The organism is Flavobacterium sp. UBA6135 (assembly GCF_002428305.1).
Classification (GTDB): Bacteria; Bacteroidota; Bacteroidia; order Flavobacteriales; family Flavobacteriaceae; genus Flavobacterium.
The window spans coordinates 1-26,208 of the sequence record NZ_DIVJ01000010.1 but is presented as its reverse complement, the minus strand read 5'-3'; the positions used below and the strand labels follow the sequence as shown (position 1 = coordinate 26,208).

Below are 26,208 nucleotides of genomic sequence, written 5' to 3'. Positions count from 1 at the left end.
AGAGAAACTGGCAGGTTTACTATTATTTAGGCATTTTTATTGTATTATAATAAACAGTTAATTTTTAAGTAAAAGGTTTAAGGGTTAGAAAAACCTAAGACTTAAAATAACAACCTACATATATTTTCTTTTAAGCCTCCGGAAATTAATTTTCGGAGGCTTTTCTTTTATACTAAAAATTCCAAATCCGAATGACTGTTTTCATGGAATTTGGAATAATAAATTATAGGAACTTTTTAAAAGTTATTCCTTTTTATCGTCTTCTTTTTTGTCAGCAGGCTGGTCTTCTTTTGCGGCATTTTTAAATTCCTTGATACCACTTCCTAAACCTTTCATCAATTCCGGAATTTTTTTACCTCCAAAAAGAAGAAGCAAAACCACCACAATCAAAATAACTTGCGGAACTCCAATAAAACCTAAAAATATTGCTAATGCATTCATAATATCTAAATTAAGAACACAAAGGTAAAAATAAATTAGTGTAGTTGTCTATATTATTAGTAATTCTTAACTAAAAACCAAGTTAAAGTGAATTATATTTGCATTAAACAACAAATACGACACTTTTTAAAGAAGGTATAATTATTATATTTGTATATTAAAATAAAAACATGTCTGGTAAAAGACTAAAAAGACAAAAATTAAAAAACAGACTTTTTAACAAAAGAAGGTTGGTTATTTTAAACGAAGACACGTTTGAAGAAATTTTTTCATTGAAATTAAACCTGATGAATGTTTTTGTGGTCTTGACCATATCCTCAATTCTTTTAATTGCAATAACCACCTATATCATTGCTTTTACTCCATTAAGGGAATATATTCCCGGGTATACTTCCGGAAAATTGAAAAAAGAAGCCACATTGTTGTCTGTAAAATCGGATTCTCTGGAAATTGAAGTAAAAAAGAATGAAGCTTATATTCAATCCATCAGAAAAATATTGACCGGTGATTTAGAATATGCCAAGTTTAATAAAGATTCTGTTTTAAATGCCGAAGTTCAAGATGCCTCTAAATATCAATTGAATGCTTCAAAAGAGGAAATTAAGTTACGAGAGCAAGTAGCTCAGGAAGATAAATATAATCTTTTTGAAAAAGCACAATCCAACATGAGTTTGGTTTTATTTCCTCCGGCAAAAGGACATGTGACAGAAAAATACAATGTTAAAAACAATCATTTTGCCATTGATATTGCCCTCGCAAGAGACACACCAATAAAAGCTGTGGCAAATGGAACTGTGATTTTTTCGGAGTGGACACCTTCAACAGGAAATGTAATTATTATAAATCATCGTGACGGAATTTTATCTGTTTATAAACATGCCGCAACTTTGACAAAAGCTCAAGGAAACGTTGTGAGAACTGGTGAAGTTATTGCCTTAGCAGGATCAACCGGAAAAGAATCAACAGGAATTCATTTGCATTTTGAATTATGGAAAGATGGTTTTCCAATAGATCCATCACAATTTATTGATTTTGAATAATTATGCGAATAAAAATATTAGCCGCTAAACTCTTAGCAAAAAAAATACATAAAGACACACTCAAGTGGACTTCCAATCCGGTTGCAACACAGCAAAAAGTTTTTCGAAACTTACTTAAAGCTGCAGCAAAGACAAAGTTTGGCAGTGATCATTCTTTTTCTAAAATAAAAACGTTTTCAGATTTTACCAACTTTGTGCCTGTTAGAGATTATGAAGCCTTAAAACCCTATGTTGATTTGGTTATTGAAGGTAAAAAAGACATACTTTGGAAAGGGAAACCGGTGTATTTTGCCAAAACATCAGGCACGACTTCAGGAGCAAAATATATTCCGTTAACCAGAGAGTCTATTCCGTTTCATGTTCAATCGGCTAGAAATGCTTTGTTAAGTTATATTCATGAAACCGGGAATGCTGATTTTGTTAAGGGAAAAATGATATTCTTGCAAGGGAGTCCTGTTTTAGAAGAAAAAAATGGAATTAAATTAGGACGTCTTTCAGGTATTGTTGCCCATTATGTTCCAAAATACCTTTCAAAAAACAGAATGCCTTCATGGGAAACCAATTGTATTGAAGATTGGGAAACCAAAGTAAATGCTATTGTTGAAGAAACCTTTAAGGAAAACATGACTTTGATTTCAGGTATTCCTTCATGGGTTCAGATGTATTTTGAGAAACTTGAAAAAAAAGGAAATAAGAAAGTGGGAGAAATTTTTAAGAATTTCAGTTTATATGTTTATGGAGGTGTCAATTTTGAACCTTACAGAGCTCGATTTGAAAGCTTAATTGGAAAAAAAATAGATTCCATTGAATTGTTTCCGGCTTCGGAAGGATTTTTTGCTTACCAAGATTCGCAAAAGGAAAAAGGAATGTTATTGTTATTGAACCACGGCATTTTTTATGAATTTATTAAAGCGGATGAATTCTTTACCGAAAATCCGAAACGATATACTATTGGCGAAGTGGAATTAGGGGTGAATTATGCTTTGATTATTTCTACTAATGCCGGACTTTGGGGATATAATATTGGCGATACTGTTCAGTTTACTTCACTCAAACCACATCGTGTGATTGTTTCCGGTAGAATCAAACATTTTATTTCGGCTTTTGGTGAGCATGTTATCGGGAGTGAAGTAGAGCAAGCTTTAAAAGAAGCTTTAGAAGGAACAACTGCCAGCGTTAATGAATTTACGGTGGCTCCTCAAATTAATCCTGAAAACGGATTACCTTACCACGAATGGTTTATAGAATTTGAAAACCCACCACAAGATATGGATGCATTCGCCTTAAAAATTGATGCAGCCATGCGAAAATTAAATGTGTATTATGACGACTTAATCTCGGGCAAAATCTTAAGAACAGTTGTGATAACTCCGGTTAAAAAAGAAGGGTTCAATAATTATATGAAATCCATTGGAAAATTGGGAGGTCAAAACAAGTTACCGCGATTGAGTAATGATAGAATCATAGCAGATAAATTAGTTAAAAAGTTATAAAATTGCGGGGTTCGGGTTGCAAGTCGAATTACTTTTTGTCATTCTGCAAGATGACGAAGTCGAAATAAGAATCTCCTGCAAAAAAATAAAAGCAAAAAAATGTTCAAATTTAAACAACTATTTTTTTTATTATTCATCATTTCAAACCTCACCGCTCAAATTTCCGGTGTAGTGAAAGACAGTTTAACCGGAAAACCCATTCCATATGTTAATATTTGGGTGGAAAATGAAAACATTGGAACAACTTCTAATGAAAAAGGTTTTTTTGATTTGGTTTTAAACGAGAATAAAAATATTGTTTTTTCTGCTTTGGGGTATGAAACAAAAATAATTTCTTCATTAAAAGCAAAAAGTGTTTTACTAAATCCTAAAATCTATCAATTAGAAGAAGTTGTAGTTGAAAATCTCAAAAAAACAAAGGAGTTAGAAATAGGAGACGCAAAAAAAATACACCACACACAACTATCAGGAGATAAACCTTGGATTTATGGTAAATTATTTCCTTTTCAAGAAAAATACAACGAAACGCCCTATATCAAAAGTATTAGTTTTTATAGTAATAGTGAAATAAAAGACGCAAAATTAAAAATTCGGATTTATGAGATGAATGATTCAATACCTTCAAATGATTTATTGTATGAAGAGTTAATTGTATCTGTAAAAAAAGGGATGAGAAACAACAAAATTGATGTTTCTAAAAACAACATAAAATTTTCTGAGAAAGGAATTGTTATCGGTTTAGAGTGGCTCATAATTGATGAAAACAAATACGTTTTTGAATACAAATCAGGTAAATCAAAGAACAAAAATGAACAAATTAATTATGCACCGTCATTGGTAATTAATTATTCTGAAACAAAAAATTCTTTTCGATATTACGGAGGTAAATGGGTAAGGAATAAAATTTATGCATCAAAAAAAGACAAGCCTTGGGACAATAAAGTGATGACACCAGCTATTAACCTTACATTAACCAATTAAAAATAAAAAAAACTACCTTTGTGGGTTAGAAAATAGATATAAATGAAAGAAATTAAAAACATATCCCGTTCACGAGCCCAAGAGTCATCTGCGGCAATTGAACGTCTTTATATTACCATGAGACATTTGTTTAACCGTGGGTTTTATAAACCTATGGGAGTTTCGGGTGATACACTCAGAGAAGCGTTGTTATTATTAAGGCCGGAAATTTATGGAACCATTGCAGAAGAAAAAGTAGAATTAAACGGATTATTATATGTAATTGAAAGACTTCCCGTTGGTATTGAAGAATGTCGTTTTATCAATTTGACTTCGGATGAAGGCTATTCTAAATCACATTTTCAAGCAATAGTTCCACCAAAAAGAAGAAGAAATTGTTATCGAATAGATGAAGAACAAATGAACGTTGAAATTACAAGAGGACGTTCTGACATCTATGATATTTTAACCCACTTGACCTTTATTTTTATTGAATCACATAAAATTAAAGACCGGGTTTTATTGGATGAAAATAATTTTGAAGTAACCCGTGATTGGGAAAAATTGGAACAAGTTGTACTACAAAATAAAAAACTTTCTTTAATGGATAAAGAGAAAGCAATTTCTCATGCTTCCAATATTTTAGGAAGACCATTTTCTGAAGTCTTAGCCATCTACGAAGATTTTGGTACCAAAGAAAAACCAGACAGATTGCTTCACATTATATATTGGTTGGGAAAATTAGCCATTGAAGAAGTTATTCAAAACAACAAACGAACCATAACATTCAGCCCAATTTTAAGAGAGCGATTGGGTCACCACATTCATGGTGAAATTTGGGCCACAAACATCAAAGAGGTTTTGTTGAAAAAAAATCTAATCAACAGACCGATTCATATCATTAGTGCCAACATGCACAGTGTCATGAATTCCATTTTTTCTAAACAAGCAATCGGTTCAAAATATAAAGGAGCAGATACCTATGCCATTTATGAAGATTTGAGCAAATCAGGAGCTGATGATTTGAGAGGAAAAGTAGAAAATATTGCTTTACAAAATGGCATGATTTCATTACCGGATCAGTCAGGAACAAATATAGATGTTCAGATTTTTGATTCTTCAAAAGTTGATTTTTCAAAGTCAGATTTTGCCAAAGCAACATTCAAAGAAGAGAAGCCTGTGCTGATTGTTATGGATTATGCTTTTGGAGAGCAAGCTTATGAAACCATTGACGAGCTGTTAAAACCTTTTAAATCCGGAAAAGACAAGATTTTATTGAATGTAGAATCGGTTTCCATTATGGGAAAAGCAGGAATTTTAGAAGGAGGAAAAGGTGATATCATGATTCCGAATGCTCATATTAACGAAGGAACAGCCGATAATTATCCGTTTAAAAACGAGTTAACTAAAGAAATGTTTGAAGGTAATGGTATTCCGGTTTGTGCCGGACCAATGGTTACGGTTTTGGGAACGTCTTTACAAAACAAAGATTTATTAAAGTTCTTTCATGATTCCACTTGGGGCGTTATTGGATTAGAGATGGAAGGAGCTTATTATCAAAAAGCAATTCAATCTGCATCAAAAATCAGAAAGAGTATACATCCTGACGTAAAAGTTCGTTATGCTTATTATGCATCTGATAATCCGTTAGAAACAGGAAGTACATTAGCTTCAGGAGGTTTGGGGACTACAGGTGTAAAACCAACCTATTTGATTACCATTAAAATACTAGAGCAAATTTTTAATATAAAATAAAATTTTATGAGTTCGAACGTACCTCAAAACACGGATAATCAAGAAATAGATTTAAGTCAGATTTCTAAGAAAATTTCAAATGGCTTTGAATCGTTGTTAATGGCTTTATTTAATGGAATTTTATTCTTAAAAAGAAATTTAATTTGGATTATAGGTTTATTTATAATTGGAGTGGGTCTTGGTTATTATTTGGATACAACCTCAAAAGTTTACGATAATCAATTAATTGTTATGCCAAATTTTGGTTCTAATGATTATCTGTATTCAAAAGTTGAGCAGTTAAATGCAAAAATTAAAGAAAAGGATACTGTTTTTTTAAAGCAAATTGGAATTAAGCAAGTTGATAATTTTAAAAAAATTGAAATTGAACCGATTATCGACGCCTACCGGTTTATCAATAATACATCTGAAAATTTTAATTTAATTAAATTAATGGCTGAAGATGGTAACATTCAAAAAATATTAGAAGACAAGGTAACCAGTAAAAACTATTTTTATCATCTAGTAAAGTTTACCACCTCAGAAATAACTTCTGAAGATAAGACTGTTCAACCCATTTTAAATTTTTTAAATGACTCTGATTATTATAAGTCTCTACAAAAAGAAGTGATTAATAATACTGAGATTCAAATGAAATATAATGATCAAATGCTTGAGCAAATTGATGGAATTTTAGCAGAATTTTCAAGTTCATTGGATGCATCAGCCTTAAAAAGCGATCGACTGGTTTATTATAACAATGAAAACTCTCAATTGAACGATGTTTTAAAAACCAAAGAAGAATTGATTACCGAACAAGCTAACTTGCGTATTCAAAAAGTTAATATAGACAGAGTAATTAAAGATTTAAGTAGTACTTTAAATATAAAAAACACGAAATCTGTAAATGGAAAATTAAAATTAATTTTGCCATTTATATTTATTTTAGGGTTCATTGTCATTAGTCTGTTGTTAAGTTTTTATAAAAGACAACAAAAATTAGCAAACGCGTAAAAAATGAAAGGAATTATTTTAGCAGGTGGGTCGGGAACGCGATTACATCCTTTGACTTTGGCCGTAAGTAAACAGTTGATGCCGATTTATGATAAACCGATGATTTATTATCCGTTGTCAACCTTAATGTGGGCTGGAATTAGTGAAATTTTAATCATATCAACGCCTCATGATTTGCCACTGTTTCGTCAACTTTTGGGAGACGGTAGTAAGTTGGGATGTCGTTTTGAATATGCTGTGCAAGAACATCCAAACGGTTTAGCAGAAGCATTTATCATTGGAAAAGAATTTGTTGGAAATGATAAAGTTGCTCTTATCTTAGGTGATAATATTTTCTATGGAACCGGTTTGGCAGAATTACTTCAAAAGAACAATGATCCGGATGGTGGAATTATTTATGCTTATCATGTTTTGGATCCTGAACGATATGGGGTAGTAGATTTTGATAAAAGTGGAAAAGTATTATCCATTGAAGAAAAACCGCAACATCCAAAATCAAATTATGCTGTTCCGGGAATTTATTTCTATGATAATTCGGTATTAGAAATAGCAGCTAATATTAAACCCAGTCATCGCGGCGAATTGGAAATTACAGATGTTAACAAAGAATATTTAAACCGTGGAAATCTTCAAGTTAGTATTCTTGACAGAGGAACCGCGTGGTTAGACACCGGAACCTTTCAATCTTTAATGCAAGCCGGACAGTTTGTTCAAGTAATTGAAGAACGACAAGGTTTAAAAATTGGAGCCATTGAAGAAGCGGCTTATAGAATGGGTTTCATTGATGCTAATCAATTGAAAAAAATAGCCGAACCATTACTGAAAAGCGGCTATGGAACTCATTTGATGGGCTTAATTTAAGATTTTAAACCAAACGGATAGATTTTAGAACACAGATTTTTGAAATTAAAAGAAATTGTAAAAATTACTTTTCAGATCTTACTAATTATTTAAATCAATGTTCAAAAAAGAAGTTTAATGTTGTGTAATGCAATTGAAAATGAAATTTATAGAAACTAAACTACAAGGATGCTTTATTTTAGAACCGAATGTTATACGTGACGAAAGAGGTTATTTCATGGAAAGTTTTAACGAGCGGACTTTTCAAAATACTTTAGAGCAATCCGTACATTTTGTGCAGGACAATCAATCATTTTCATCCAAAGGTGTTTTGCGAGGTTTACATTACCAAACCGGTGAATTTGCTCAAGCGAAACTGGTTCGAGTAATTCAGGGAGAAGTTTTGGATGTAGCTGTTGATATCAGACCGGGTTCTAAAACCTTTGGTCAATATGAAGCCGTAGTTTTATCAGCTGAAAATCAAAAACAATTTTTTGTACCCAGAGGTTTTGCTCACGGATTTTTAGTATTAAGTGAAACCGCAACATTTTTTTATAAATGTGATAATTTTTATAATAAAGAATCGGAAGGTGGGATTATTTACAACGATCAAACGATTGGAATCGATTGGAATTTCGATACAGAGAAACTAATCATTTCTGAAAAAGACATCCAATTACCAACACTAGCTAACGCCAAAAAAGCATGGTAGTTTTAGTTACTGGAGCCAACGGACAATTAGGGCAAGCACTTCAATTTATTGCTCCAAAACATCCTGATATTCAATTTGTTTTTTGTGATTCTAGGCAGTTAGACATAACTAATTTGAACAACATTAAACAACTATTTAAACAATATAAACCAAATTTTTGCATTAATGCGGCAGCTTATACCGCTGTTGACAAAGCAGAAAGCGAACCGGAAAAAGCCCATTTAATTAATGTAATTGGAGCAAAGAATTTGGCTGAAGTCTCTAAAGAATTTAACACCATTTTACTTCACATTTCCACAGATTTTGTATTTGACGGAACTAATTATTCTCCTTACACCGAGAATGATTTCCCAAATCCAACTGGGGTTTATGGTCTAACAAAACTAGGCGGAGAAAAAGCCATCCAAGAAACATGGCATAAACATTTCATCATCCGAACGTCTTGGGTGTATTCTCATTTTGGCAATAATTTTATGAAAACGATGCTTCGTTTGGCTTCTGAAAGAGATAAACTATCAGTTGTAAACGATCAAATCGGAACTCCTACAAACGCTGTTGATTTAGCCGAAGTTTTAATTCAAATTATTAAGTTTTGTCATGCTGAATTTATTTTAGCATCTCTCTTCGGCATTTACAACTTCTCCAATGAAGGTCAATGCAGTTGGTATGATTTCGCCAAAAAAATCTTTGAATTTAACAACGTTACTATCAATTTGGAGCCAATTCCAACAACAAGTTTTCCAACACCGGCAAAACGACCTGCTTATAGTGTTTTAGATAAGAGTAAAGTTAAGAATACTTTTGGTGTTGAGGTTATGTCTTGGGAAACAAGTTTAAAAAACACATAAATTATCAAAATAAAAAAGGCTCAATGAATTATAAACACTGAGCCTTTTGTTTTAAAAAAAGTTGAATTAATTCTTTATAATTTTTTTAATATCCGTTTTTCCATCAACTTCCAATAGAAGTAGATAAAGACCTTTTTGCAATGTAACAAGATTAATTCTTGAATCGATTACCTTACCTTTTTGAACTAATTTACCATCAACTGAATACAAAGTATACTCAACATTTTCATAAGCATGATCAATTTTTAAAATATCTATAACCGGATTGGGATATAAATTAAATTGAAGAGTTGAATTATCATCAACATTAAAACTATATGTTGTTCCTTTTACGCTGAAATTATTAAAAGTAACACGATCGCCATTGTCTAATGTCATGTTTGGACCATCAAAACGCAATCGGACTTTAAAATTCGGATTATTATTTACAGTTTCAATAGAAGTAAAATCAGTTTCAAATAATTCAAAATTATTACTCAACTCAAATGGGGATGATGTTAAACCTTGTGTGGTCCATTGGATATCTTCAGTCACAGAATAATCTATCAAGATTTGATCGGCTGCATTTTCATTTTTTGCAGCAAAGCCAAATAATATATTTTGATAACCTAAAGTTGAAAAAGAAAAAATCATTTGGTTTTCTTCACCGTTATTTTTAAACGGTTGTTTAATCTGTAATCCTCTCATGCCTGAAGTTTCAAAAGAAACATTCCCATTTGCTTCAGGAATGTAATTAATGGTTGTAGGGCTGTTTCTGCGTTCCATTGAAGCTTTTCGCCAATTTGGGTGTGTGTTCGTAAAAGGATAACCCACCAAGCAAGACTGAAATGTTAATGTTCCTTCAGCCGGAATTTCAAAAGTAGAATTTATTGAGGTTAAAGGTGTGTCGTTTGCTATAGCGTTATCCATAACCCAAAAATAAATAGGAATATCTTCTTCAATTACTTCACTAGGAATGAAATGTGCTGTCAATTGAATGTTTCCATTAGGATTTATTGAGATATCTTCTATCGAGCTTGATGAGGCTCCGGACCAATGACTAAATTGAAATCCTGGTTTTGCAATAGCTTTGAAAGTTATTGGGATGTTTTTGAAATAAACACCTTCCCAAGGATATGGGTTTTCATTTACTCCGGGAGTTGTTGGTTGAATTTCAATTGTATTTATTTTTATAAAACCATGAGAATCATCAGAAACATTGAGTTGAACATCAATGTTTGAATTGATATCAAATTTTTCACGAATGTGATTTCGTTGATAAAACGATCGCTGATTTGAAAAATTAATCATGTTATCAATATTTGAATTCCATTGACTAATCGATTGAAAAGATCCCCAACGTTGTCCGTGTTCAATAATTTCATTTTCAATACCACTTTTCATAGTATCAATAATCATTTCTAATCTTGAAGGTAAATAGGTTGTATTCATCAAATCTGCAAACCTGTTTATAAAATAATTTTTAAAAGTTGAATTTTCAAGTAATTTACGCAATATCAAAGTGGACCATTCGGGATTTGTAAATTCATCACCACCAGTAGAGGTAGCAAAGGCTAAAGTATTGTGTAAATAAGCAAGTTCTCCACCTTCTGCACCAAAACCAAAATCAGTATCTTTTAAAACCCAACGCCATCTTCCATCCTGTCCATATGGAGCATCCGGTTCATATTGAGTTGTTTTTTTACGCCAAAATTCAATATTATTATGAGGCCAATCTGTATTTCTGGCATATATATTTGAGATAAAATAATCTGTAAAATTTTCAATATCCATTTGAGTTTTTACATAGTTGAAGTTGGCCGTATTTTGAAGAGAATTATTTTCAATATAATTTAACATATTTTCATAGTGAATAAAATCTCCTTCTTTAACTAAAAAACCATTGTATTCAAGAAAATCAAGTTCATTTTCATTAACATTATAAACCCGTTCAAAATAATGTTTATCATAGCGTTCTCTCAGATTTAAAAGGCCCCAATATTCTCCATTTATAAAAGTTAGGGTAGGTTGATATGCTTGTGTATCAAAATTTAAATGCGAAACAGCTTTCTGAATAAATGCATCTCTGAAATAGGTTGAATAAGCATCACTTCCTGAATTTCTAAGAATTAATCTTTTGAAACTATTGAATTCAGAGTCATTAAAAAAGGAGTGATTAAAAACGCTATTGCCATATTCTGATCGGGCATATAAACGAAGTGATTTATTTGGTAACAAGCGAGAAAAACCACCGTGTAATCTAACACCAATATTTTGATTTAAAACCTGATTTCCATTTAAAAAATAACTAAAATTCCCACTCTTTTCAGTTTCATCACCACTTCTCTTGTAATTTGCATTTGAAGATATTGCGTTTTCTAAAGGGTTTTCAGCTCTCCAGTTATCAAAATCTACTCCGGCAACATAAATCCCGTCTTCATAATCAAACAAAAAGGCTTCATCTAAACTGATTGAAACAACTGGTAATGAAAACCTGTCCGATAATTCAGGTGTAACAAAGTAAGTATTGGTAACAGTTTCACTTGAAAATGAGCCTTCTTTAATTGCTTTGGCTCTAACTACAGTTCCTTTGAATATATTTTGTGAAGGAATATAAGTAGGATTTTGATTGTATGTTGAAGAAATTGAGGCAATTTTATTAGGTAAATTGCTTCTGTCAATAATAGTAATAACGTTGTTATAATTGTAAGTAGTAAAAGATTCTTCAAGTAAATTTCCGGAAACGTTTCCGGGAAATTCTTCATATTGATTTTTATAAAAATATGATTTTCCATCTAAATTATCTTCAGTAGGTTCTGAACCATCTAAGGTGTAAATTATGCTTACACTAGGGTCTGGATGAGAAATAGTTAGTGTAAAAGATGTGGCATAAAAACCGGAATCTACAGAAAAAACCGGAGGAGTCAATGCCTCAGAAACACCTTCATTGGCATTTAATAGTCCGGGTGTTGGTATTTCAAAAATTGCAAAGGTGGAAGATCCGCTCGGTGCTCTACCATAAGAAAAGTTTGCCGGAATAACGATGGGAGGAATTTGGTCAGCAATTGTTCCGTTGGGATAGGTTAAAGTAATTGTTTCTCCTCCGGCACTAATTGCAAAATTGGTATGAAGCGGAAAATCCGGATTAGTTCGGTTTTTATTTGAACACCAAATTAATACGTGTTCTCCGGGTTGAATCAATACAGAAGGAAAAATCCATTTAAATAAATTATTTGGATTGTCTGACAAGCCATAATTTATCAAGTTTACAGCTTCAGTAGAGGTGTTGAATAGTTCAATCCAATCTTCATAATCACCATCTTCATCAGTGTTTATGGAAGAATTAGACGTGATTATTTCATTGATAACAATGTTTTGAGCCTCTAGATTTAAAGATAAAAATAGAAGAAGAAGGCTGATAAAAGTTCTTTGTAAAATCATAGCAGTATATTTATTTGGGATTTGCAAAAATAGCAAAATAAAAACAAAAAGATATTTTCCTATGTTTGTGTGATTTAAGGTAATATTTTTTTAATGTAGTTAAGAGAAAAAAAGAATACATTTGGCTAATTAATCGGCACAGTTTATTATAATGGATATATCGGAGTTTTCAAGACTTGAGAATAAAAATAATTATAGAAGACATCCTTGGGAGACGTCAAGAAAAAATGTTCTACATACTTTTTTGAAACAATCTAAAATCAATTTTCCAATTGATCGTATTGTTGATATTGGAAGTGGCGATGCATATGTTATACATACATTGGTTGAAAAGAAAATGGCAAAAAGGTATTTTGCAATTGATATTGCATATACTCCGGAAATTATTATTCAACTAAAGAAAAACAACTCCAATAGTGAGGTAGTTTATTTGCAAAGTATAGAAGAATACATTGAAAAATATTCCTCTAATGACGCAACTCTCTTTTTATGTATGGATGTTTTGGAGCATTTGCAAGACGAAAAAATAATTTTGGACAATCTAAATTTTTCAGGGGATAACTATTATTATTTTGCTGTCCCTGCTTTCCAGTCTGTTTTCTCAAGTCATGATGTTTTGCTGGGCCATTACAGAAGATATACTTTAAATCAATTATCTACTCTATTAACAAAAAATAACTTTACGATTATAGACAAAGGATATTATTTTACATCACTTCTTTTGTTTAGAAAATTGGACAAATTTTTAAATAAAAATAAAGAAGCTTCTATTGATAATTGGAAAGGAAGCGGTTTAAAAACATTTTTAATTAATACAATGTTGCAAATTGATTTTTTTAAAAGTTTAGTATTTAAAAAACTCGGGATTCAAATTCCCGGATTATCTTGTTATTGTTTATGCAAAAAATAGCGATAATAATTCCTTGTTACAATGAGGAGAATAGGCTCAGAGAATCGGACATTTTAGCTTTGATTTCTTCCACATCAGCAACTATTTTTTTAGCAAATGACGGCAGTAATGACGGCACTTTAAATTTAATTCAAAATATTTCATCTAGTTATCCTGAGAGAGTTGTTGTATTGGATTATAAACAGAATCAAGGAAAAGCAGCAACAATTTATAAAGCAGTAAATCAAATCAGTAAGGAAAATTCATTTGATTTTATTAGTTATTTTGATGCAGATTTTTCAACACCTCCTTCAGAGATAAAACGATTACTTTCTGAAATTGAAGATTTAAAATATTCTTTTTTAATTGGTTCAAGAATACTGTTGTTGAATTCAGGGATTCAAAGAAAATTCTACCGTCATATTATTGGCAGAGTGATTATTACTTTAATTAACACCAGATTTAAATTAGGAATATATGACACACAATGTGGAGCCAAAATTTTTTCAAGTCAAATTGTTAAGGAAGTATTTGACAAGCCATTTTTAACTTCATGGCTTTTTGATGTTGAAATTTTTATACGAATGAAAAAAAAAGATTTATTAAAAACAGGCAGAGAAATCCCTATCTATAATTGGGTGGATGTTGATGGTTCAAAACTTGGATTTAAAAGCGGATTTAAGATTATAAAAGAACTTTTCGTATTACATACCAAATATTAAACTGAAATGAAAAACAACTATATTTATGGAATTAGCTTTATAATTATAATTGCTTTTTTTCATTATATTTATGGTTTACACATATTAAATCCTTCCAATATAAATTGGCTTTTGTCTGCTAATCATGATTGGGGTACTCACTACTTAGGTTGGGCAAATTTTCAAAATGAAGCATGGCATTTTCCTTTAGGTCACATTGAAAATTATAATTATCCTGCAGGTTCAAATGTTGGTTATACCGATTCAATTCCCTTATTAGCATTATTTTTTAAATCCATATCTTTTTTATTGCCTGAAGAATTTCAATATTTTGGATTTTGGTTACTATTGAATCATCTTTTAATGGGGGTTTTTACAATTAAAATTTTAAAAACATACAATGTCAAAGCGATATATATATTACTTTCTGTTGTTTTAGTTTCAATTAACCCTATGTTGGTTTATAGAGCTATGCATCCCGCTTTATGTGCACATTGGTTAATATTAGCGTCAATATATTATTACTTACAGAATCCGACACCTGAAAATGTTGACAAAATAAATAAGAAGCAATTTTTATTATTGGTAATAAGTTCATTAATCAATCCCTATTTGTTTTTAATGATAGTGGGATTCAACTTTATTTTACCACTTAAAAATTATTTTTTTGACAAAGTTTTGTCTTTAAAAAAAGCACTACTTTATCCAATCATATCGCTGCTTTCTGTTATAATTTTATGGTTTATTATAGGGTTGATTTCATTTGATAATAAAGTTGAAATGGAAGTAGAAAACAGTTATGGTTTATATAGTTTAAATTTAAATTCATTATATAATTCTCATGGTTTTTCATTGATATTACCCAAGTTAAAACTCGTTAGTGATTTACAATATGAAGGATATAGTTATTTAGGAATTGGTTTTATGGTTTTGATTTTTATAGCTGTGATTAGCTTGTTTGTGGGTTTTGTGAAAACAAAATTTCAAATGAAATTGAATTTTAAGAAAATCTTACTTTTTGTTTTGATATTATTTAGTGTTCTTTTTTCAATCACAAATAAAGTTTCAATAAACGATTCAATAATCTTTAGTTTTTCAATTCCGGAAATAATAAATAAATTAGGAGGTGTTTTTAGGGCTAGCGGAAGATTTGTTTGGATATTTTATTATTTGATTGTTGTTGTGTCACTCATTCAACTTTCTAAAATCAAGTTAAATTATTCTATTAAATTGTTTGTTTTAATTGGTATTACAATTATTCAGTTCATAGATATTAATCCTATTTTAAGCTTTAGGAATTTAGAAAAAGGAACTTATACATTAAGCAAGTTTAATGAAAAATCATGGCTAGAAATAACCAGTAACTTTGATAAACTGATTACCTATCCGCCTTATAATAACAATCTTAAATTTGATTCAGATTATCAAGATTTATGTTTTATTGCATTAAAAAACAAACTCCCAATTACAATGGGATATGTGGCCAGAGAAACAAATAGTTTAAATAAAGATTTTCTATTAAATTTAAATGAGGATATAGCAAATGGTGAAATTGATAAAAATCATCTTATAGTTACGACAAAAGACCATATTGAAACATTTTATCCGTTGATTTATTCTAAGGAAGTTGATTATGTTATTTTAGATGGCTATTATTTAATTTTTAAATCAAACACCACTCTAGCCGGTTTAAAAGAATTAAATTCAACTAAAAAGGATTCCTTACAAAATGTAATTAATAAATCATTTCAATTTAAGGAAGTTAAAAACTTAAAGTTTGATAGTGATATTATTAGTAAAAATTTTGAACAAGTACTTGAGACAAAAAATAATTTAAAAATAAATGGATGGGCTTTTTTAAAAGAACATAAAAACAATACTTTAGACACAATTAACGTCGTTCTTCATGGCGAAAAAAAGACCTATCTGCAAAAGGTCAAATTAATTAAAAGAAATGATATAACTTCAGCGTTTAATGCAGAGAATTTAGAAAACTCAGGTTTTGAAGTTACTATATTTACCAATACCCTAGAGAAAGATATTTACAAAATAGGATTGGCAATTAAAGATCAAACAGGCAATTATCATGTTGAATTGTTTGAAGAAATACCTCCATTAAACTTAATTTCTACGTATGAATTAAAATCAATAACTCATTTACCAAAGCATAATAATCATGAAATTGTAGCAAATTTTGAGAAAATTCATAAACTCAAAAAATATATAATGATTTCAGGTTGGGCAGCTCTTAAAGATTTTGATGCCACAAATTCTGAAATAAAATTAATTATAACTAACGATAAAGACCATTATGAATTAATTCCAGAGAAAACCGTTAGAGAAGATGTAACCAATTATTTTGGAAATACAACAAACTATGACTATTCAGGGTTTAAAGGCATGATTGATTTAAAAAAATTATCTAAAGGTAATTATAGAATTGGAGTTCATATAGTTAATGGTTCAAATTCAGGATTTTATATGGATGAAGAATTTCTTATTATCAATTGATAAATCATTTAAAAAATCATTTAGAAAAATTTTTTTGAATTGATATATCTATATATTTGCACAAAAATTTATAAAATGAAAAATCTATATTTTATTTATGTGTTACTGGTTTTAACACTTTTATCATCTTGTAAAGGAAAAGAAGAACAAACAGAAAAAGCAACTAAAGAACCAGAAGTTTTTGAGGTAGGTTTTAATCTTACGTTTTCAAAAGACGATGTTTTTCAATTGTACTATACTGAAGACGGTTCATTGAATTTTAATGATGAAATGTCAATTAGACTCCCACAAAAAGGAAGTGAAAATTCTCAGGAAGTTGTATTCAAAATGCCAAATAATGTATTGCCAACCAACATTAGATTAGATCTTGGTGAAAATCCGGAGCAAAAATCAATTGTGGTAAATTCAATGCGTTTAAAATTTTATGATAATGTCTTTGAAGCAAAAGATTCATTGGTTTCGAGATACTTTTATTTGTTAGAAAATCAAGTGAAATATGACAACAAATCTTCTGTTATTTCAATAGTTACTCCAGATGGTGTTTTTTATGATCCTTTAATGTGGTCTAATGAATTACTTACAGATGAAATAAAAAAAGTAATCGAAAAATAAAATAAATAAATCTTTATACTAAAAGTTATCTCTAAATAGGATAACTTTTTTTATTTTTATGGCTTTACAATAACACCCCAAAGAATGGATTACAACAATAAAGAGGTAGATTATTATTCTCACGTTAGACTAGACTTAATTGGTTTTGGTGTTGAAAAATCAAAAAATCAAAAAATTTTAGAAATAGGGGCCGGTTTTGGTGATACTTTATATTATTTAAAAGAAAACGGTTATGCAAATCAAGTCATTGGAATAGAGCTTTATAAAGATTCAGCAGTGCTTGACAAATATTCGAGAGTTGATGAAATGTTGTTTGGAAATGTGGAAGAACTTCAAACAGATCATTTTTCAAACAACTTTGATGTGATTTTATTACCGGATGTTCTGGAACATTTAAACAATCCGAACAAAGTGCTTTTAAAAAGCCACAAGATGCTAACTGAAAAAGGAAGAATTGTTGTTAGTATGCCCAATGTCAGACATTATTCAGTTTTTAGTAAAATATTTTTAAAAGGAAATTTTCAATATGAAGCCAGTGGTATTTTTGATTATACTCACGTACGGTTTTATTGCAAAAAGAACATCTTAGAACTATTAGAAAATAATGGTTTTAAAGTTATAAAATCAAAAGGTTCAATAAATAGTTATAAAGGAAAATCCATTGCAAAAATTATTAATACAATTACATTTGGAATACTAGAGCAATTTCTTACTCCTCAATATTTTGTGGTTGCCATAAAAAAATAAGCCATTATTTAATGAATATTTTTTCTGATAATTTAAAAGTATTAATTTCCTCTTCAGGCCTAAATTTTTTATTTAGAATTATTGGTTTAGGCACTTCATTTCTTATCGTTTTTATAATTTCTAACCTTTTTGGCATAGAAAATTATGGAAACTTTTCATTAATTTTTACCATAACTCAAGCAATAGCAATGATTTTTGCATTAGGAATTCCAAATGCTTTAATTCTGCTGATTGGAAATAAAAATTTATCAAATAGAGAAGCAAAAGTACTTTTATTTAAAGGGATTAAAATAACACTTCTACTTTCAATACTACCAATAATTGTACTTTTTTTTGGAGCTGAATTTATAGCAACAACTGTTTTTAATAACTCTAATCTTATTTTGTTTTTAAAAATGGGAGCCATAACAATTCCCTTTTTTATTATTCATGAGTTGTTTTTATATTATTTTATTGCCATCAAGCGATTTCTCACCTATAATATTTTTATGTTTGGGCTACCAAATTTATTATTAGGTATTTTTTTGTTTTTGTTTTACGCTGTTGGAAAATCAGATTTTTATACTTTTTTAGCCTTTACAATATCAATAATTTTATTAGTTATCACAGAGTTTTTAGTTACCTATGAAGCTAAATTATCCAATATCGAGAATACCATTCCAACAAAAAAACTAATTAAAACGGCATCACCAATGATGTTTAGTGGTTTATTGCTTTTTTTGTTGAATTGGACAGATGTTATTATGTTAGGCATGTTAGTAGATGAAGCTCAAGTAGGAATTTATAACATTGCTTACAAAATTGGTAGTGTAGGATTTTTGGTAATTGTTTCAGTAAGTACATTTATTACACCAAAAATGGCTGAATTATATGGTAAAGGAGCTATGGAAGAGTTAAAAAAATTAATTCATAATGCCACCCGATTGATTTTAATTTTATCTATTCCATTAGTGTCAATTCTTGTTATTTTCAGTAAATTTATACTGTCTTTTTTTGGAACTCTTGCCATTACCGGAAGTGCAACATTAATCATTGTGGCAATTGGTGTTTTATTTAGTGCTATTTCCGGAAATGTTGATCAGATTCTTAACATGACCAATCATCAAAAAATTTTAAAAAATATTACCATCGTTTGCTTCCTAGTAAATGTTACTTTAAACTATATTTTGATTCCAATTTATGGTATTAATGGGGCTGCAATTGCAAGCTTGGTTTCTAATATTGTTATTAATTTACTTTGCATTTATTACATAAAAAAGAAACTGGGTTTTTATACATTATTTTAAATGGAGATTCAATTATCTGTCATAATTATAAACTACAACGGAAAACATTTTTTAAAAGATTGTTTTGAATCTTTACAGATAGCTCTTAAAAATATTCAACACGAGATTTTAGTTTTGGATAATAATTCTCAAGACGGAAGTTGTGATTTTATCAAACAAAACTACCCAAACGTTTTTCTTATTGAATCTAAAATAAATTTCGGATTTGGAAAAGGAAACAATGAAGCAGTAAAAAAAGCAAAAGGAAAATATGTTTTATTATTTAATAATGATACTATTCTATTAGATGATATTTCACCGGCAATTAAAATTCTTGAAGAAAGAAGTGATGTTGGCGTTATTGGAATAAAAATGCTAAACGCAAATAAAGAATATGTTCCGGTTTTTGGAAATTTTCCCAACGTTTCAAATATGTTTATGATGAAAAAGTTGCAACAAATGGGAGAAGAATTTGCAACTGGAAATTTTTCAAAACCCCACTATGAAGTTGATTGGTTGGGAGGCTCCTTCTTACTGCTTTCAAAAGAACTATTTCAAGGAGTCGGGGGCTTTGATGAAGATTATTTTATGTATGTAGAAGATGTAGATTTTTCAAAAAAAATAGCAAATAGAAATTTAAAAAGGCTTTTTGTTCCTGAAATGAGCTACATTCATTATGTAGGTTTTAACAAATCAAAAAACCCACTTTTAATTAAAGGCTATAAAATTTTTATCAAGAAACATACAAAAGGATTAGACAAACTAATGCTATCACTAGCATTAACAACTAATTCAATGGTAAAAAAACTAAAATTAGCATTAAGATTAGATTAATTCTTTATTTTTGGAATTCAAATAAATCCTTATGAAGATTAATAAAGTTGCTTTTTATAAAACAATTTTTATACTTGTACTTTTGTTTCAAATGTACATTCCATCTTTTAAGTTTAATGTTCTCTTTCAGCTTTTACTTTTGGTTTTGTTTGTTTTGTATGAAAAGCCTAAAATAGCTTTATCTTTTTTTAAAATTACAGCACCAATTTACATTGTATTTTTTCTTGGTTTTCTTGGTTTTTTAGTTTTTAATAATTCCATTACACAAGCTCTAAAAGATGTGTTTCATTTCATTAAACCACTTCAAGGCTTGCTTATTGGATTTTTGTTTTTTCAAATAATTAATGATAAAGAAAAATTTTATAAAACAATTATTTTAACAGGTGTGCTTTCTGCAATAATACACTTGTTTATTGTTGTTGTATTTACAGATTTTACTTCAGGAAGTGTTCACGCTATCCGACAATATACAAGAGATAATTTCTTAGAACTTTTTGCGGTTTTCTTCTTGATTTTTTATCCAATTTATTATAAAAAGCAATTATTTAATTCTGAACTAAAGAGAAAAACCATCCTTTTACTTTTATTGATTTCTTGCTTTTTTTACTTCTCCAGGACCATGATTGTAGCTTCAATAATTTTGTTGATGTCTGTTTATGGCTATACAAAAATCACAATGAAATCATTAAAAATAATTTCAGTAATACTTTTGTTCATTGCATTATTATACACCTATTTGTTTTCAGTAAAAATTGATAGAAATGCAAAAGGATATGAAGCATTCTTATACAAAGTAAAAATTGCACCATCTGAAATTTTTAAAACAAAAGTTGACCGAGAAAATCACAAAGATTTATGGGATCATTGGCGAGGTTATGAAGCCAATAGAGCCATTGCATTAATGGATACAAAACCATTAAGTTACCTTATTGGTGTTGGCCACGGTTCTTTAGTAGATTTAAAGTTCAAAGCTCCTCTCTCTGGCGAAAAAGACGGTATGAGGTATATTTCAGAATTACATAATGGGTATCCATATGTGTTATATAAAACAGGGATTTTTGGTTTGCTTTTGTATATATTTTTTCTTTTTACCCTTTATTATAAAATTCATTACAACTCATCATTAGAAACGGTATTAATTTCTGCAATAGGTTTGTTTTATTTTTTTACAACAATTACCATTACCGGAATTTATAATACACAAGACACAATAGTTTTTATTTTGGGAGCTTTGTTATTCTTCACTAATAAAAGAAATTAAAAATTGAAAAAAATTCTTTTCATAAACCAATCTTCTGAATTATACGGCTCTGATCGCACTTTTTTACTTTTGTTGCATCATCTTGACCGTAATTCTTTTTTTCCAGTAGTAATCTTACCCAATGAAGGACCTTTGAAGCTTGAACTGGAGAAACTTAATATTCAAGTGGTAATTGCACCTGTTTTAAAACTTTACAGAGATATGTTTCGTTTTAAAAACATGTTACAATTTTGTAAAGATTTTTTTTCTGCTTTTTCAATTTTAAACAAATTGCACAAAAAACATCGTTTTGATATCGTTTATTCAAATACTTTTGCCGTTTTGATTGGAGCTTTATTTTCTAAAAGAAACAAAATTAAACACCTCTGGCACGTTCATGAAATAATTGAACACCCTAGAATTATAGCCTGGTTCTTTCCGAAAATGGCTTACTATTTTTCAAATATAATAATTTGTAATTCGGAAGCAACAAAACAGAATTGTGTTCAACGAGAACCACGAATCGAAAAGAAATGTATGGTTATTTATAATGGCGTACCCATTTATGACATCAGGAGCAATTCTAAAAAAACTGATTTTGGATTTGATGAAACCGATATTATTATTACACTAGTTGGTAGAATAAGCAGATTAAAAGGGCATATTTTTTTATTAAAAGCATTTAAAGAATTAGTGGCTGTTTATTCAAATTTAAAGCTGTTATTTGTTGGCTCTCCTGTCCCTGGTCAAGAATTTTATTTGGAGGATGTTATAAATTATATCAAGGACAATAAATTAGAAAACAAGGTTAAAATATTACCTTTTTCTTCTTCTCTTGATGATATCTGGAATTGTACAGATATTGCTGTAATGCCTTCTACAGAAAAAGAATCATTTGGTTTGGTTGCAGCAGAAGCAATGTTGGCCAAAAAACCTGTAGTTGCAACAAACCATGGCGGATTAAAAGAAATAATTCAAAATAACAGTACCGGTTTTTTGGTAGAACCTAATTCCGTTTCTGAACTGTCAGAAGCAATTATTACTTTAATCAACAGCTCAGAACTCAGAAAACAAATGGGAGAAAAAGGACATGACAGAATAGTTGCTGACTTTTCTGAAAGAAGCTACATTGAAGCATTTGAACAAACTTTAAATGAACTTTAGTTTTTAATTTTCTTTTCGTACAATATTTATTTAACTATTTTTGAAAACAATTAGAAAATAGATGAAAATAGCAATTCTCGGAACTCGTGGAATACCGAACTACTATGGAGGTTTCGAACAGTTTGCCGAATTTTTTTCGGTGTTTTTGGCTCAAAATGGACACGAAGTATATTGTTACAACTCCCATAATCATAAATTTCAAGAAAAAAACTTTAAAGGAGTACACATTATACACCAACATGATCCGGAATATAAATATGGCACATTTGGCCAATTTATCTATGATTACAATTGTATCTTAGATTCACGTAAAAGGGATTTTGATATCATTCTGCAATTAGGTTACACTAGTAATTCAGTTTGGTTTTTTCTGCTTCCCAAAAAATCAATTATCATTACCAATATGGACGGTATTGAATGGAAACGTTCCAAATACAATCGTTTGGTTCAACAATTTTTGCGTTTTGCAGAACGTTTGGCGGCAAACAGTAGTGATTATTTAATATCAGATTCTATTGGAATTCAAACATTTTTAAAAAAAAGATACAAAAAAGACTCCACCTATATTGCATATGGAGCTCATCCTTTTACTAATCCAGATGAGGAGATTCTTAAGACATATCAGGTTGAAAAAGAAAAATTTAACATGATTATGGCTCGTTTTGAACCCGAAAATAATTTTGAAATGGTTTTGGATGGTGTGGTAAAAAGCGGTGAAACAACACCAATATTAGTAATCGGAAATCATGCAACAAAATTTGGTGAATATTTGAAAAATAAATACAAAAACCACACAAATATTCGTTTTTTAGGAGCAATTTATAATTTAGAACATTTGAATAATTTAAGGTATTATTCTAACTTATATTTCCACGGACATTCTGTTGGTGGTACAAATCCTTCACTTTTAGAAGCAATGGCCTCAAAAGCATTGGTTTTGGCTCATAACAATGATTTCAATCGTGGTATTTTAAAAGAAAACACCTATTATTTTTCAAATGCTGAAGAGGTTAAAAAATTACTTCTTACAATCAAAAAAAGTGATAACTTGCAGTTTATTCAAAAAAACTTTGAAGCCATTATAACTAATTTTAACTGGGAGAAAATAAATGGAGAATATCTTCAACTTTTTGAACAATGTATGGCTGGATTTAAAAACAGAAAATAACACTCATTTTTCGTTTATTCCTTTTGTTTTTTTGTGTTGCACTATTCCTTTATCACTTGGAATTAACAATGTTTTTTTAGGCCTTTTTGTATTTTCTGTTTTATTAAAACACAAACAATTTTGTTTTCAATTTGTTTTAGGTTTGCCAATTTTACTTTTTTTACTTTATGCCGCTTCTATTTTCTGGAGTATTGATGTAGCTAAATCGATAAAATCATTGCCTAAAGAATTAGGTTTATTAATTATACCGGTTATGTTCATGATTATGAAGCCTTTTTCTGAAAAACAGGCACATAAAATCATGAAATACTATAGTTTTACAATGGTGCTTTATGTTGTTTTTTACCTCATAAAAGCCATTATAAGGTTTATAGACTCAGGAAATCAAGACGTGTTTTTTTATCATGAATTAGTCACTGAACCGGTAAATGCCATACATGTTTCTGTTTATGTTGCAATGGCTTTTTTTTATTTTTTCAATAGCGTTTCAAAAAACCGTTTTGAAGTTTTTATTACTTTTTTGCTCTTTGCTTTTTTAATTCTACTATCTTCCAAGAACATTCTAGTTGTTTTTTCGGTTTTAGTAGTTATAAACTATTTAACGGCAGTTAGAAAACGCGTTAATAGAAAAATTGAAATAACGGTAATACTCTTAATTCCGGTAATTGCTTTTTTGTTTTTTGGAAAAATTAAAGATCGCTTTGAAGAAGAATTTCAGTCTAACTATTCTCATAATAGTAGTATTTCTCAATTTGATAATGAGTTTAATGGTAGTAATGCCATAAGTGTAAGAGAGGCTTGGAATAATGAACAATTTACACCAAATGATTATTTTTCTGGAACAGCATTTAGAATTTTTCAAATCCGTATTTTTTCTGAACTTTTAGTTGAAGAACCGATTATCTGGAAAGGATTTGGTTTAAATGCAGCACAAATAAAAATTGATGAAAAAGTAGGTAATTATAACCTTTTCAAAGGGAATGAAGAGCAAGATGGATATTTGAATAAAAACTTTCACAACCAATATATTCAAGTTTTTGCAGAAATTGGCTTTTTTGGTTTTTTGATTATGGTAACAATGTTGTTTTTTAACACTATTAAAACCATACAGACAAAAGATTTTATGCAAATTGCTTTTGCAGTTCTAATGATAAGTTTATTTTTGACAGAAAGTTTTTTAAGTCGGCAAAGAGGCATTATGTTTTTTGTTCTACTTTTTTGTCTTTTTAATACAAAAAAAGAGAATGCCCCAGAAACAAAATAATATGAAAAGAATATTAATTACAGGAGCCGCAGGCTTTTTAGGTTCTCATTTATGTGATCGTTTTATCAAAGAAGGATATTATGTGATTGGCATGGATAATTTGATTACGGGAGATCTTAAAAACATTCAACATTTATTCAAGCTTTCAAATTTTGAATTTTATCATCATGATGTAACCAAATTTGTTTATGTACCGGGGCAACTTGATTACATTTTGCATTTTGCATCTCCAGCAAGTCCTATTGATTATTTAAAAATTCCAATTCAAACTTTAAAAGTAGGTTCTTTAGGAACGCATAATTTGTTGGGATTGGCACGTGTTAAAAAAGCCAGAATTTTAATAGCTTCTACATCTGAGGTTTATGGAGATCCTTTAGTGCACCCTCAAACAGAAGAATATTATGGAAATGTGAATACCATTGGCCCAAGAGGAGTTTATGATGAAGCCAAGCGTTTTCAAGAGTCAATAACAATGGCTTATCACACATTTCATGGATTAGAAACCAGAATTGTTAGAATTTTTAATACTTACGGGCCAAGAATGCGTTTAAACGACGGACGCGTAATTCCCGCATTTATTGGTCAAGCCTTGAGAGGTGAAGATTTAACTATATTTGGAGACGGCATGCAAACCCGTTCCTTTTGTTATGTTGATGATCAAGTAGAAGGAATTTATAGGTTGTTATTATCTGATTATAACTTACCGGTAAATATCGGAAACCCTGATGAAATTACAATTAAAGATTTTGCAAACGAAATTATAAAGTTAACAGGAACAAATCAAAAAGTGGTGTATCATCCTTTGCCTATAAATGATCCATTACAACGTCAACCGGATATTTCAAAAGCAAAAGAAATTTTAGGTTGGGAGCCAAAAGTGTCTCGATCTGAAGGAATGAAAATAACTTACGATTATTTTAAAACCCTTTCAACAGAGGAATTACTTAAAGAAGAGCATAAAGATTTTTCAGGATTTATTCATTAAGATGGTAGCAGCTCAAAGAGGTAGATATTCAAAATTCATACGACCAATAAGCATTCTAGTTGACTTATTGGCCTTGGTTTTTTTATCCCTTTTTTTTTACCAAGGTTTAAATATTGACTTTATTTATTTTGAAACCTATCAAATTATCGGTTGGTTTTTAATTGCCTTTTTTGTTGGTTTTTATGAAGTATATCGATTTACTACACCTGTAGAAATTCTTTCTAAAATTTTAAAACAGTTTGTAATATTCACGCTAATTCTAATTGCTTATTTCCCTTTTGCAAAAGAATCTATTTTTAGCGGAAAAGCAACTGCATTTTTTACTA

At 29.8% G+C, this 26,208-nt stretch carries 22 protein-coding genes and 1 pseudogene; 21 read left to right on the top strand and 2 right to left on the bottom strand.

Translation table 11 applies throughout. The features are described 5' to 3' along the window. Positions 1–243 precede the first annotated feature (243 nt). Positions 244–441, bottom strand: a complete 198-nt coding sequence (gene tatA, locus B3L86_RS02555) for a twin-arginine translocase TatA/TatE family subunit (RefSeq protein ID WP_291114734.1) — start codon at positions 439–441, stop codon at positions 244–246. Between the two features lie 170 nt (positions 442–611). Here tatA and B3L86_RS02550 point away from each other — a divergent pair, with 170 nt between their 5' ends. The 8 genes from B3L86_RS02550 to rfbD all read left to right on the top strand — a co-directional run bounded on the left by B3L86_RS02550 (position 612) and on the right by rfbD (position 9,082). Continuing rightward, on the top strand, positions 612–1,481 hold the full coding sequence (locus B3L86_RS02550) for a M23 family metallopeptidase (protein WP_291114732.1): 870 nt from the start codon (positions 612–614) through the stop codon (positions 1,479–1,481). A gap of 2 nt (positions 1,482–1,483) precedes the next feature. Then, complete coding sequence (locus B3L86_RS02545) at positions 1,484–2,974, top strand: GH3 auxin-responsive promoter family protein (protein ID WP_291114730.1); 1,491 nt, start codon at positions 1,484–1,486, stop codon at positions 2,972–2,974. 99 nt (positions 2,975–3,073) lie between these two features. Then, a complete protein-coding gene (locus B3L86_RS02540; RefSeq protein WP_291114728.1) occupies positions 3,074–3,955 on the top strand; it encodes a carboxypeptidase-like regulatory domain-containing protein in 882 nt (293 codons plus the stop codon). 42 nt (positions 3,956–3,997) lie between these two features. After that, positions 3,998–5,689, top strand: coding sequence for a DUF6909 family protein (locus B3L86_RS02535; RefSeq protein ID WP_291114726.1), 1,692 nt, complete (start codon positions 3,998–4,000; stop codon positions 5,687–5,689). Between the two features lie 99 nt (positions 5,690–5,788). Further along, the gene (locus B3L86_RS02530) at positions 5,789–6,682 is read left to right on the top strand and encodes a hypothetical protein (RefSeq protein WP_291114724.1); all 894 of its coding nucleotides are present in this window, start codon (positions 5,789–5,791) and stop codon (positions 6,680–6,682) included. Positions 6,683–6,685: 3 nt separating this feature from the next. After that, positions 6,686–7,543 (top strand): glucose-1-phosphate thymidylyltransferase RfbA, encoded by an 858-nt coding sequence (gene rfbA, locus B3L86_RS02525; RefSeq protein ID WP_291114722.1) that lies wholly within the window; start codon positions 6,686–6,688, stop codon positions 7,541–7,543. A gap of 139 nt (positions 7,544–7,682) precedes the next feature. Further along, a complete protein-coding gene (rfbC, locus tag B3L86_RS02520) occupies positions 7,683–8,234 on the top strand; it encodes a dTDP-4-dehydrorhamnose 3,5-epimerase (RefSeq protein ID WP_291114720.1) in 552 nt (183 codons plus the stop codon). Beyond that, positions 8,228–9,082 (top strand): dTDP-4-dehydrorhamnose reductase, encoded by an 855-nt coding sequence (gene rfbD / locus B3L86_RS02515; protein WP_291114718.1) that lies wholly within the window; start codon positions 8,228–8,230, stop codon positions 9,080–9,082. The genes rfbC and rfbD overlap by 7 nt, the downstream gene beginning before the upstream one ends. 66 nt (positions 9,083–9,148) lie before the next feature. On the opposite strand, the gene B3L86_RS02510 is transcribed toward rfbD, so the two are convergent. Further along, complete coding sequence (locus B3L86_RS02510) at positions 9,149–12,502, bottom strand: CotH kinase family protein (RefSeq protein WP_291114716.1); 3,354 nt, start codon at positions 12,500–12,502, stop codon at positions 9,149–9,151. Between the two features lie 151 nt (positions 12,503–12,653). Here B3L86_RS02510 and B3L86_RS02505 point away from each other — a divergent pair, with 151 nt between their 5' ends. From B3L86_RS02505 to B3L86_RS02445, 13 genes and pseudogenes are all read left to right on the top strand, one after another. Continuing rightward, positions 12,654–13,412 carry a hypothetical protein gene (locus B3L86_RS02505; protein ID WP_291114714.1) on the top strand — a complete coding sequence of 253 codons (759 nt, stop codon included), beginning with the start codon at positions 12,654–12,656 and terminating at the stop codon, positions 13,410–13,412. Beyond that, positions 13,400–14,113, top strand: coding sequence for a glycosyltransferase (locus B3L86_RS02500; protein ID WP_291114712.1), 714 nt, complete (start codon positions 13,400–13,402; stop codon positions 14,111–14,113). Before B3L86_RS02505 ends, B3L86_RS02500 begins: the two co-directional genes overlap by 13 nt. Positions 14,114–14,119: 6 nt before the next feature. Further along, the gene (locus tag B3L86_RS02495) at positions 14,120–16,603 is read left to right on the top strand and encodes a DUF6311 domain-containing protein (protein WP_291114710.1); all 2,484 of its coding nucleotides are present in this window, start codon (positions 14,120–14,122) and stop codon (positions 16,601–16,603) included. Positions 16,604–16,678: 75 nt separating this feature from the next. Next, positions 16,679–17,215, top strand: coding sequence for a hypothetical protein (locus B3L86_RS02490; protein WP_291114708.1), 537 nt, complete (start codon positions 16,679–16,681; stop codon positions 17,213–17,215). Positions 17,216–17,299: 84 nt separating this feature from the next. Then, entirely contained in the window at positions 17,300–17,962 is a 663-nt protein-coding gene (locus B3L86_RS02485) for a class I SAM-dependent methyltransferase (protein ID WP_291114707.1), read from the top strand. Positions 17,963–17,973: 11 nt separating this feature from the next. Continuing rightward, positions 17,974–19,248 (top strand): flippase, encoded by a 1,275-nt coding sequence (locus B3L86_RS02480; protein ID WP_291114705.1) that lies wholly within the window; start codon positions 17,974–17,976, stop codon positions 19,246–19,248. Continuing rightward, positions 19,249–20,061, top strand: coding sequence for a glycosyltransferase family 2 protein (locus B3L86_RS02475; RefSeq protein ID WP_291114703.1), 813 nt, complete (start codon positions 19,249–19,251; stop codon positions 20,059–20,061). Positions 20,062–20,092: 31 nt separating this feature from the next. Next, positions 20,093–21,322 carry an O-antigen ligase family protein gene (locus B3L86_RS02470; protein WP_291114701.1) on the top strand — a complete coding sequence of 410 codons (1,230 nt, stop codon included), beginning with the start codon at positions 20,093–20,095 and terminating at the stop codon, positions 21,320–21,322. Positions 21,323–21,325: 3 nt separating this feature from the next. Continuing rightward, entirely contained in the window at positions 21,326–22,465 is a 1,140-nt protein-coding gene (locus B3L86_RS02465) for a glycosyltransferase family 4 protein (RefSeq protein ID WP_291114699.1), read from the top strand. 61 nt (positions 22,466–22,526) lie between these two features. After that, complete coding sequence (locus B3L86_RS02460) at positions 22,527–23,633, top strand: DUF1972 domain-containing protein (RefSeq protein ID WP_291114697.1); 1,107 nt, start codon at positions 22,527–22,529, stop codon at positions 23,631–23,633. Next, positions 23,575–24,897, top strand: a complete 1,323-nt coding sequence (locus B3L86_RS02455; protein WP_291114695.1) for an O-antigen ligase family protein — start codon at positions 23,575–23,577, stop codon at positions 24,895–24,897. Before B3L86_RS02460 ends, B3L86_RS02455 begins: the two co-directional genes overlap by 59 nt. A 1-nt stretch (position 24,898) precedes the next feature. Next, positions 24,899–25,882: a UDP-glucuronic acid decarboxylase family protein gene (locus tag B3L86_RS02450; RefSeq protein ID WP_291114693.1), complete on the top strand. Its 984-nt coding sequence runs from the start codon at positions 24,899–24,901 to the stop codon at positions 25,880–25,882. 1 nt (position 25,883) lies between these two features. Beyond that, positions 25,884–26,208: pseudogene (locus tag B3L86_RS02445) on the top strand (undecaprenyl-phosphate glucose phosphotransferase); the annotation flags it as partial.

What these genes read in the sequence shown, in the direction of transcription:
- B3L86_RS02535 (WP_291114726.1), top strand. Translation starts at nt 3,998, where the DNA reads ATGAAAGAAATTAAAAACATATCCCGTTCACGAGCCCAAGAGTCATCT.
- B3L86_RS02510 (WP_291114716.1), bottom strand. Translation starts at nt 12,502, where the DNA reads ATGATTTTACAAAGAACTTTTATCAGCCTTCTTCTTCTATTTTTATCT.
- rfbA (WP_291114722.1), top strand. Translation starts at nt 6,686, where the DNA reads ATGAAAGGAATTATTTTAGCAGGTGGGTCGGGAACGCGATTACATCCT.
- B3L86_RS02530 (WP_291114724.1), top strand. Translation starts at nt 5,789, where the DNA reads ATGGCTTTATTTAATGGAATTTTATTCTTAAAAAGAAATTTAATTTGG.
- B3L86_RS02485 (WP_291114707.1), top strand. Translation starts at nt 17,300, where the DNA reads ATGGATTACAACAATAAAGAGGTAGATTATTATTCTCACGTTAGACTA.
- B3L86_RS02470 (WP_291114701.1), top strand. Translation starts at nt 20,093, where the DNA reads ATGAAGATTAATAAAGTTGCTTTTTATAAAACAATTTTTATACTTGTA.
- B3L86_RS02490 (WP_291114708.1), top strand. Translation starts at nt 16,679, where the DNA reads ATGAAAAATCTATATTTTATTTATGTGTTACTGGTTTTAACACTTTTA.
- B3L86_RS02505 (WP_291114714.1), top strand. Translation starts at nt 12,654, where the DNA reads ATGGATATATCGGAGTTTTCAAGACTTGAGAATAAAAATAATTATAGA.
- B3L86_RS02495 (WP_291114710.1), top strand. Translation starts at nt 14,120, where the DNA reads ATGAAAAACAACTATATTTATGGAATTAGCTTTATAATTATAATTGCT.
- B3L86_RS02500 (WP_291114712.1), top strand. Translation starts at nt 13,400, where the DNA reads ATGCAAAAAATAGCGATAATAATTCCTTGTTACAATGAGGAGAATAGG.
- B3L86_RS02550 (WP_291114732.1), top strand. Translation starts at nt 612, where the DNA reads ATGTCTGGTAAAAGACTAAAAAGACAAAAATTAAAAAACAGACTTTTT.
- B3L86_RS02475 (WP_291114703.1), top strand. Translation starts at nt 19,249, where the DNA reads ATGGAGATTCAATTATCTGTCATAATTATAAACTACAACGGAAAACAT.
- B3L86_RS02540 (WP_291114728.1), top strand. Translation starts at nt 3,074, where the DNA reads ATGTTCAAATTTAAACAACTATTTTTTTTATTATTCATCATTTCAAAC.
- B3L86_RS02545 (WP_291114730.1), top strand. Translation starts at nt 1,484, where the DNA reads ATGCGAATAAAAATATTAGCCGCTAAACTCTTAGCAAAAAAAATACAT.
- tatA (WP_291114734.1), bottom strand. Translation starts at nt 441, where the DNA reads ATGAATGCATTAGCAATATTTTTAGGTTTTATTGGAGTTCCGCAAGTT.
- B3L86_RS02460 (WP_291114697.1), top strand. Translation starts at nt 22,527, where the DNA reads ATGAAAATAGCAATTCTCGGAACTCGTGGAATACCGAACTACTATGGA.
- rfbD (WP_291114718.1), top strand. Translation starts at nt 8,228, where the DNA reads ATGGTAGTTTTAGTTACTGGAGCCAACGGACAATTAGGGCAAGCACTT.
- B3L86_RS02455 (WP_291114695.1), top strand. Translation starts at nt 23,575, where the DNA reads ATGGAGAATATCTTCAACTTTTTGAACAATGTATGGCTGGATTTAAAA.
- rfbC (WP_291114720.1), top strand. Translation starts at nt 7,683, where the DNA reads ATGAAATTTATAGAAACTAAACTACAAGGATGCTTTATTTTAGAACCG.
- B3L86_RS02450 (WP_291114693.1), top strand. Translation starts at nt 24,899, where the DNA reads ATGAAAAGAATATTAATTACAGGAGCCGCAGGCTTTTTAGGTTCTCAT.
- B3L86_RS02480 (WP_291114705.1), top strand. Translation starts at nt 17,974, where the DNA reads ATGAATATTTTTTCTGATAATTTAAAAGTATTAATTTCCTCTTCAGGC.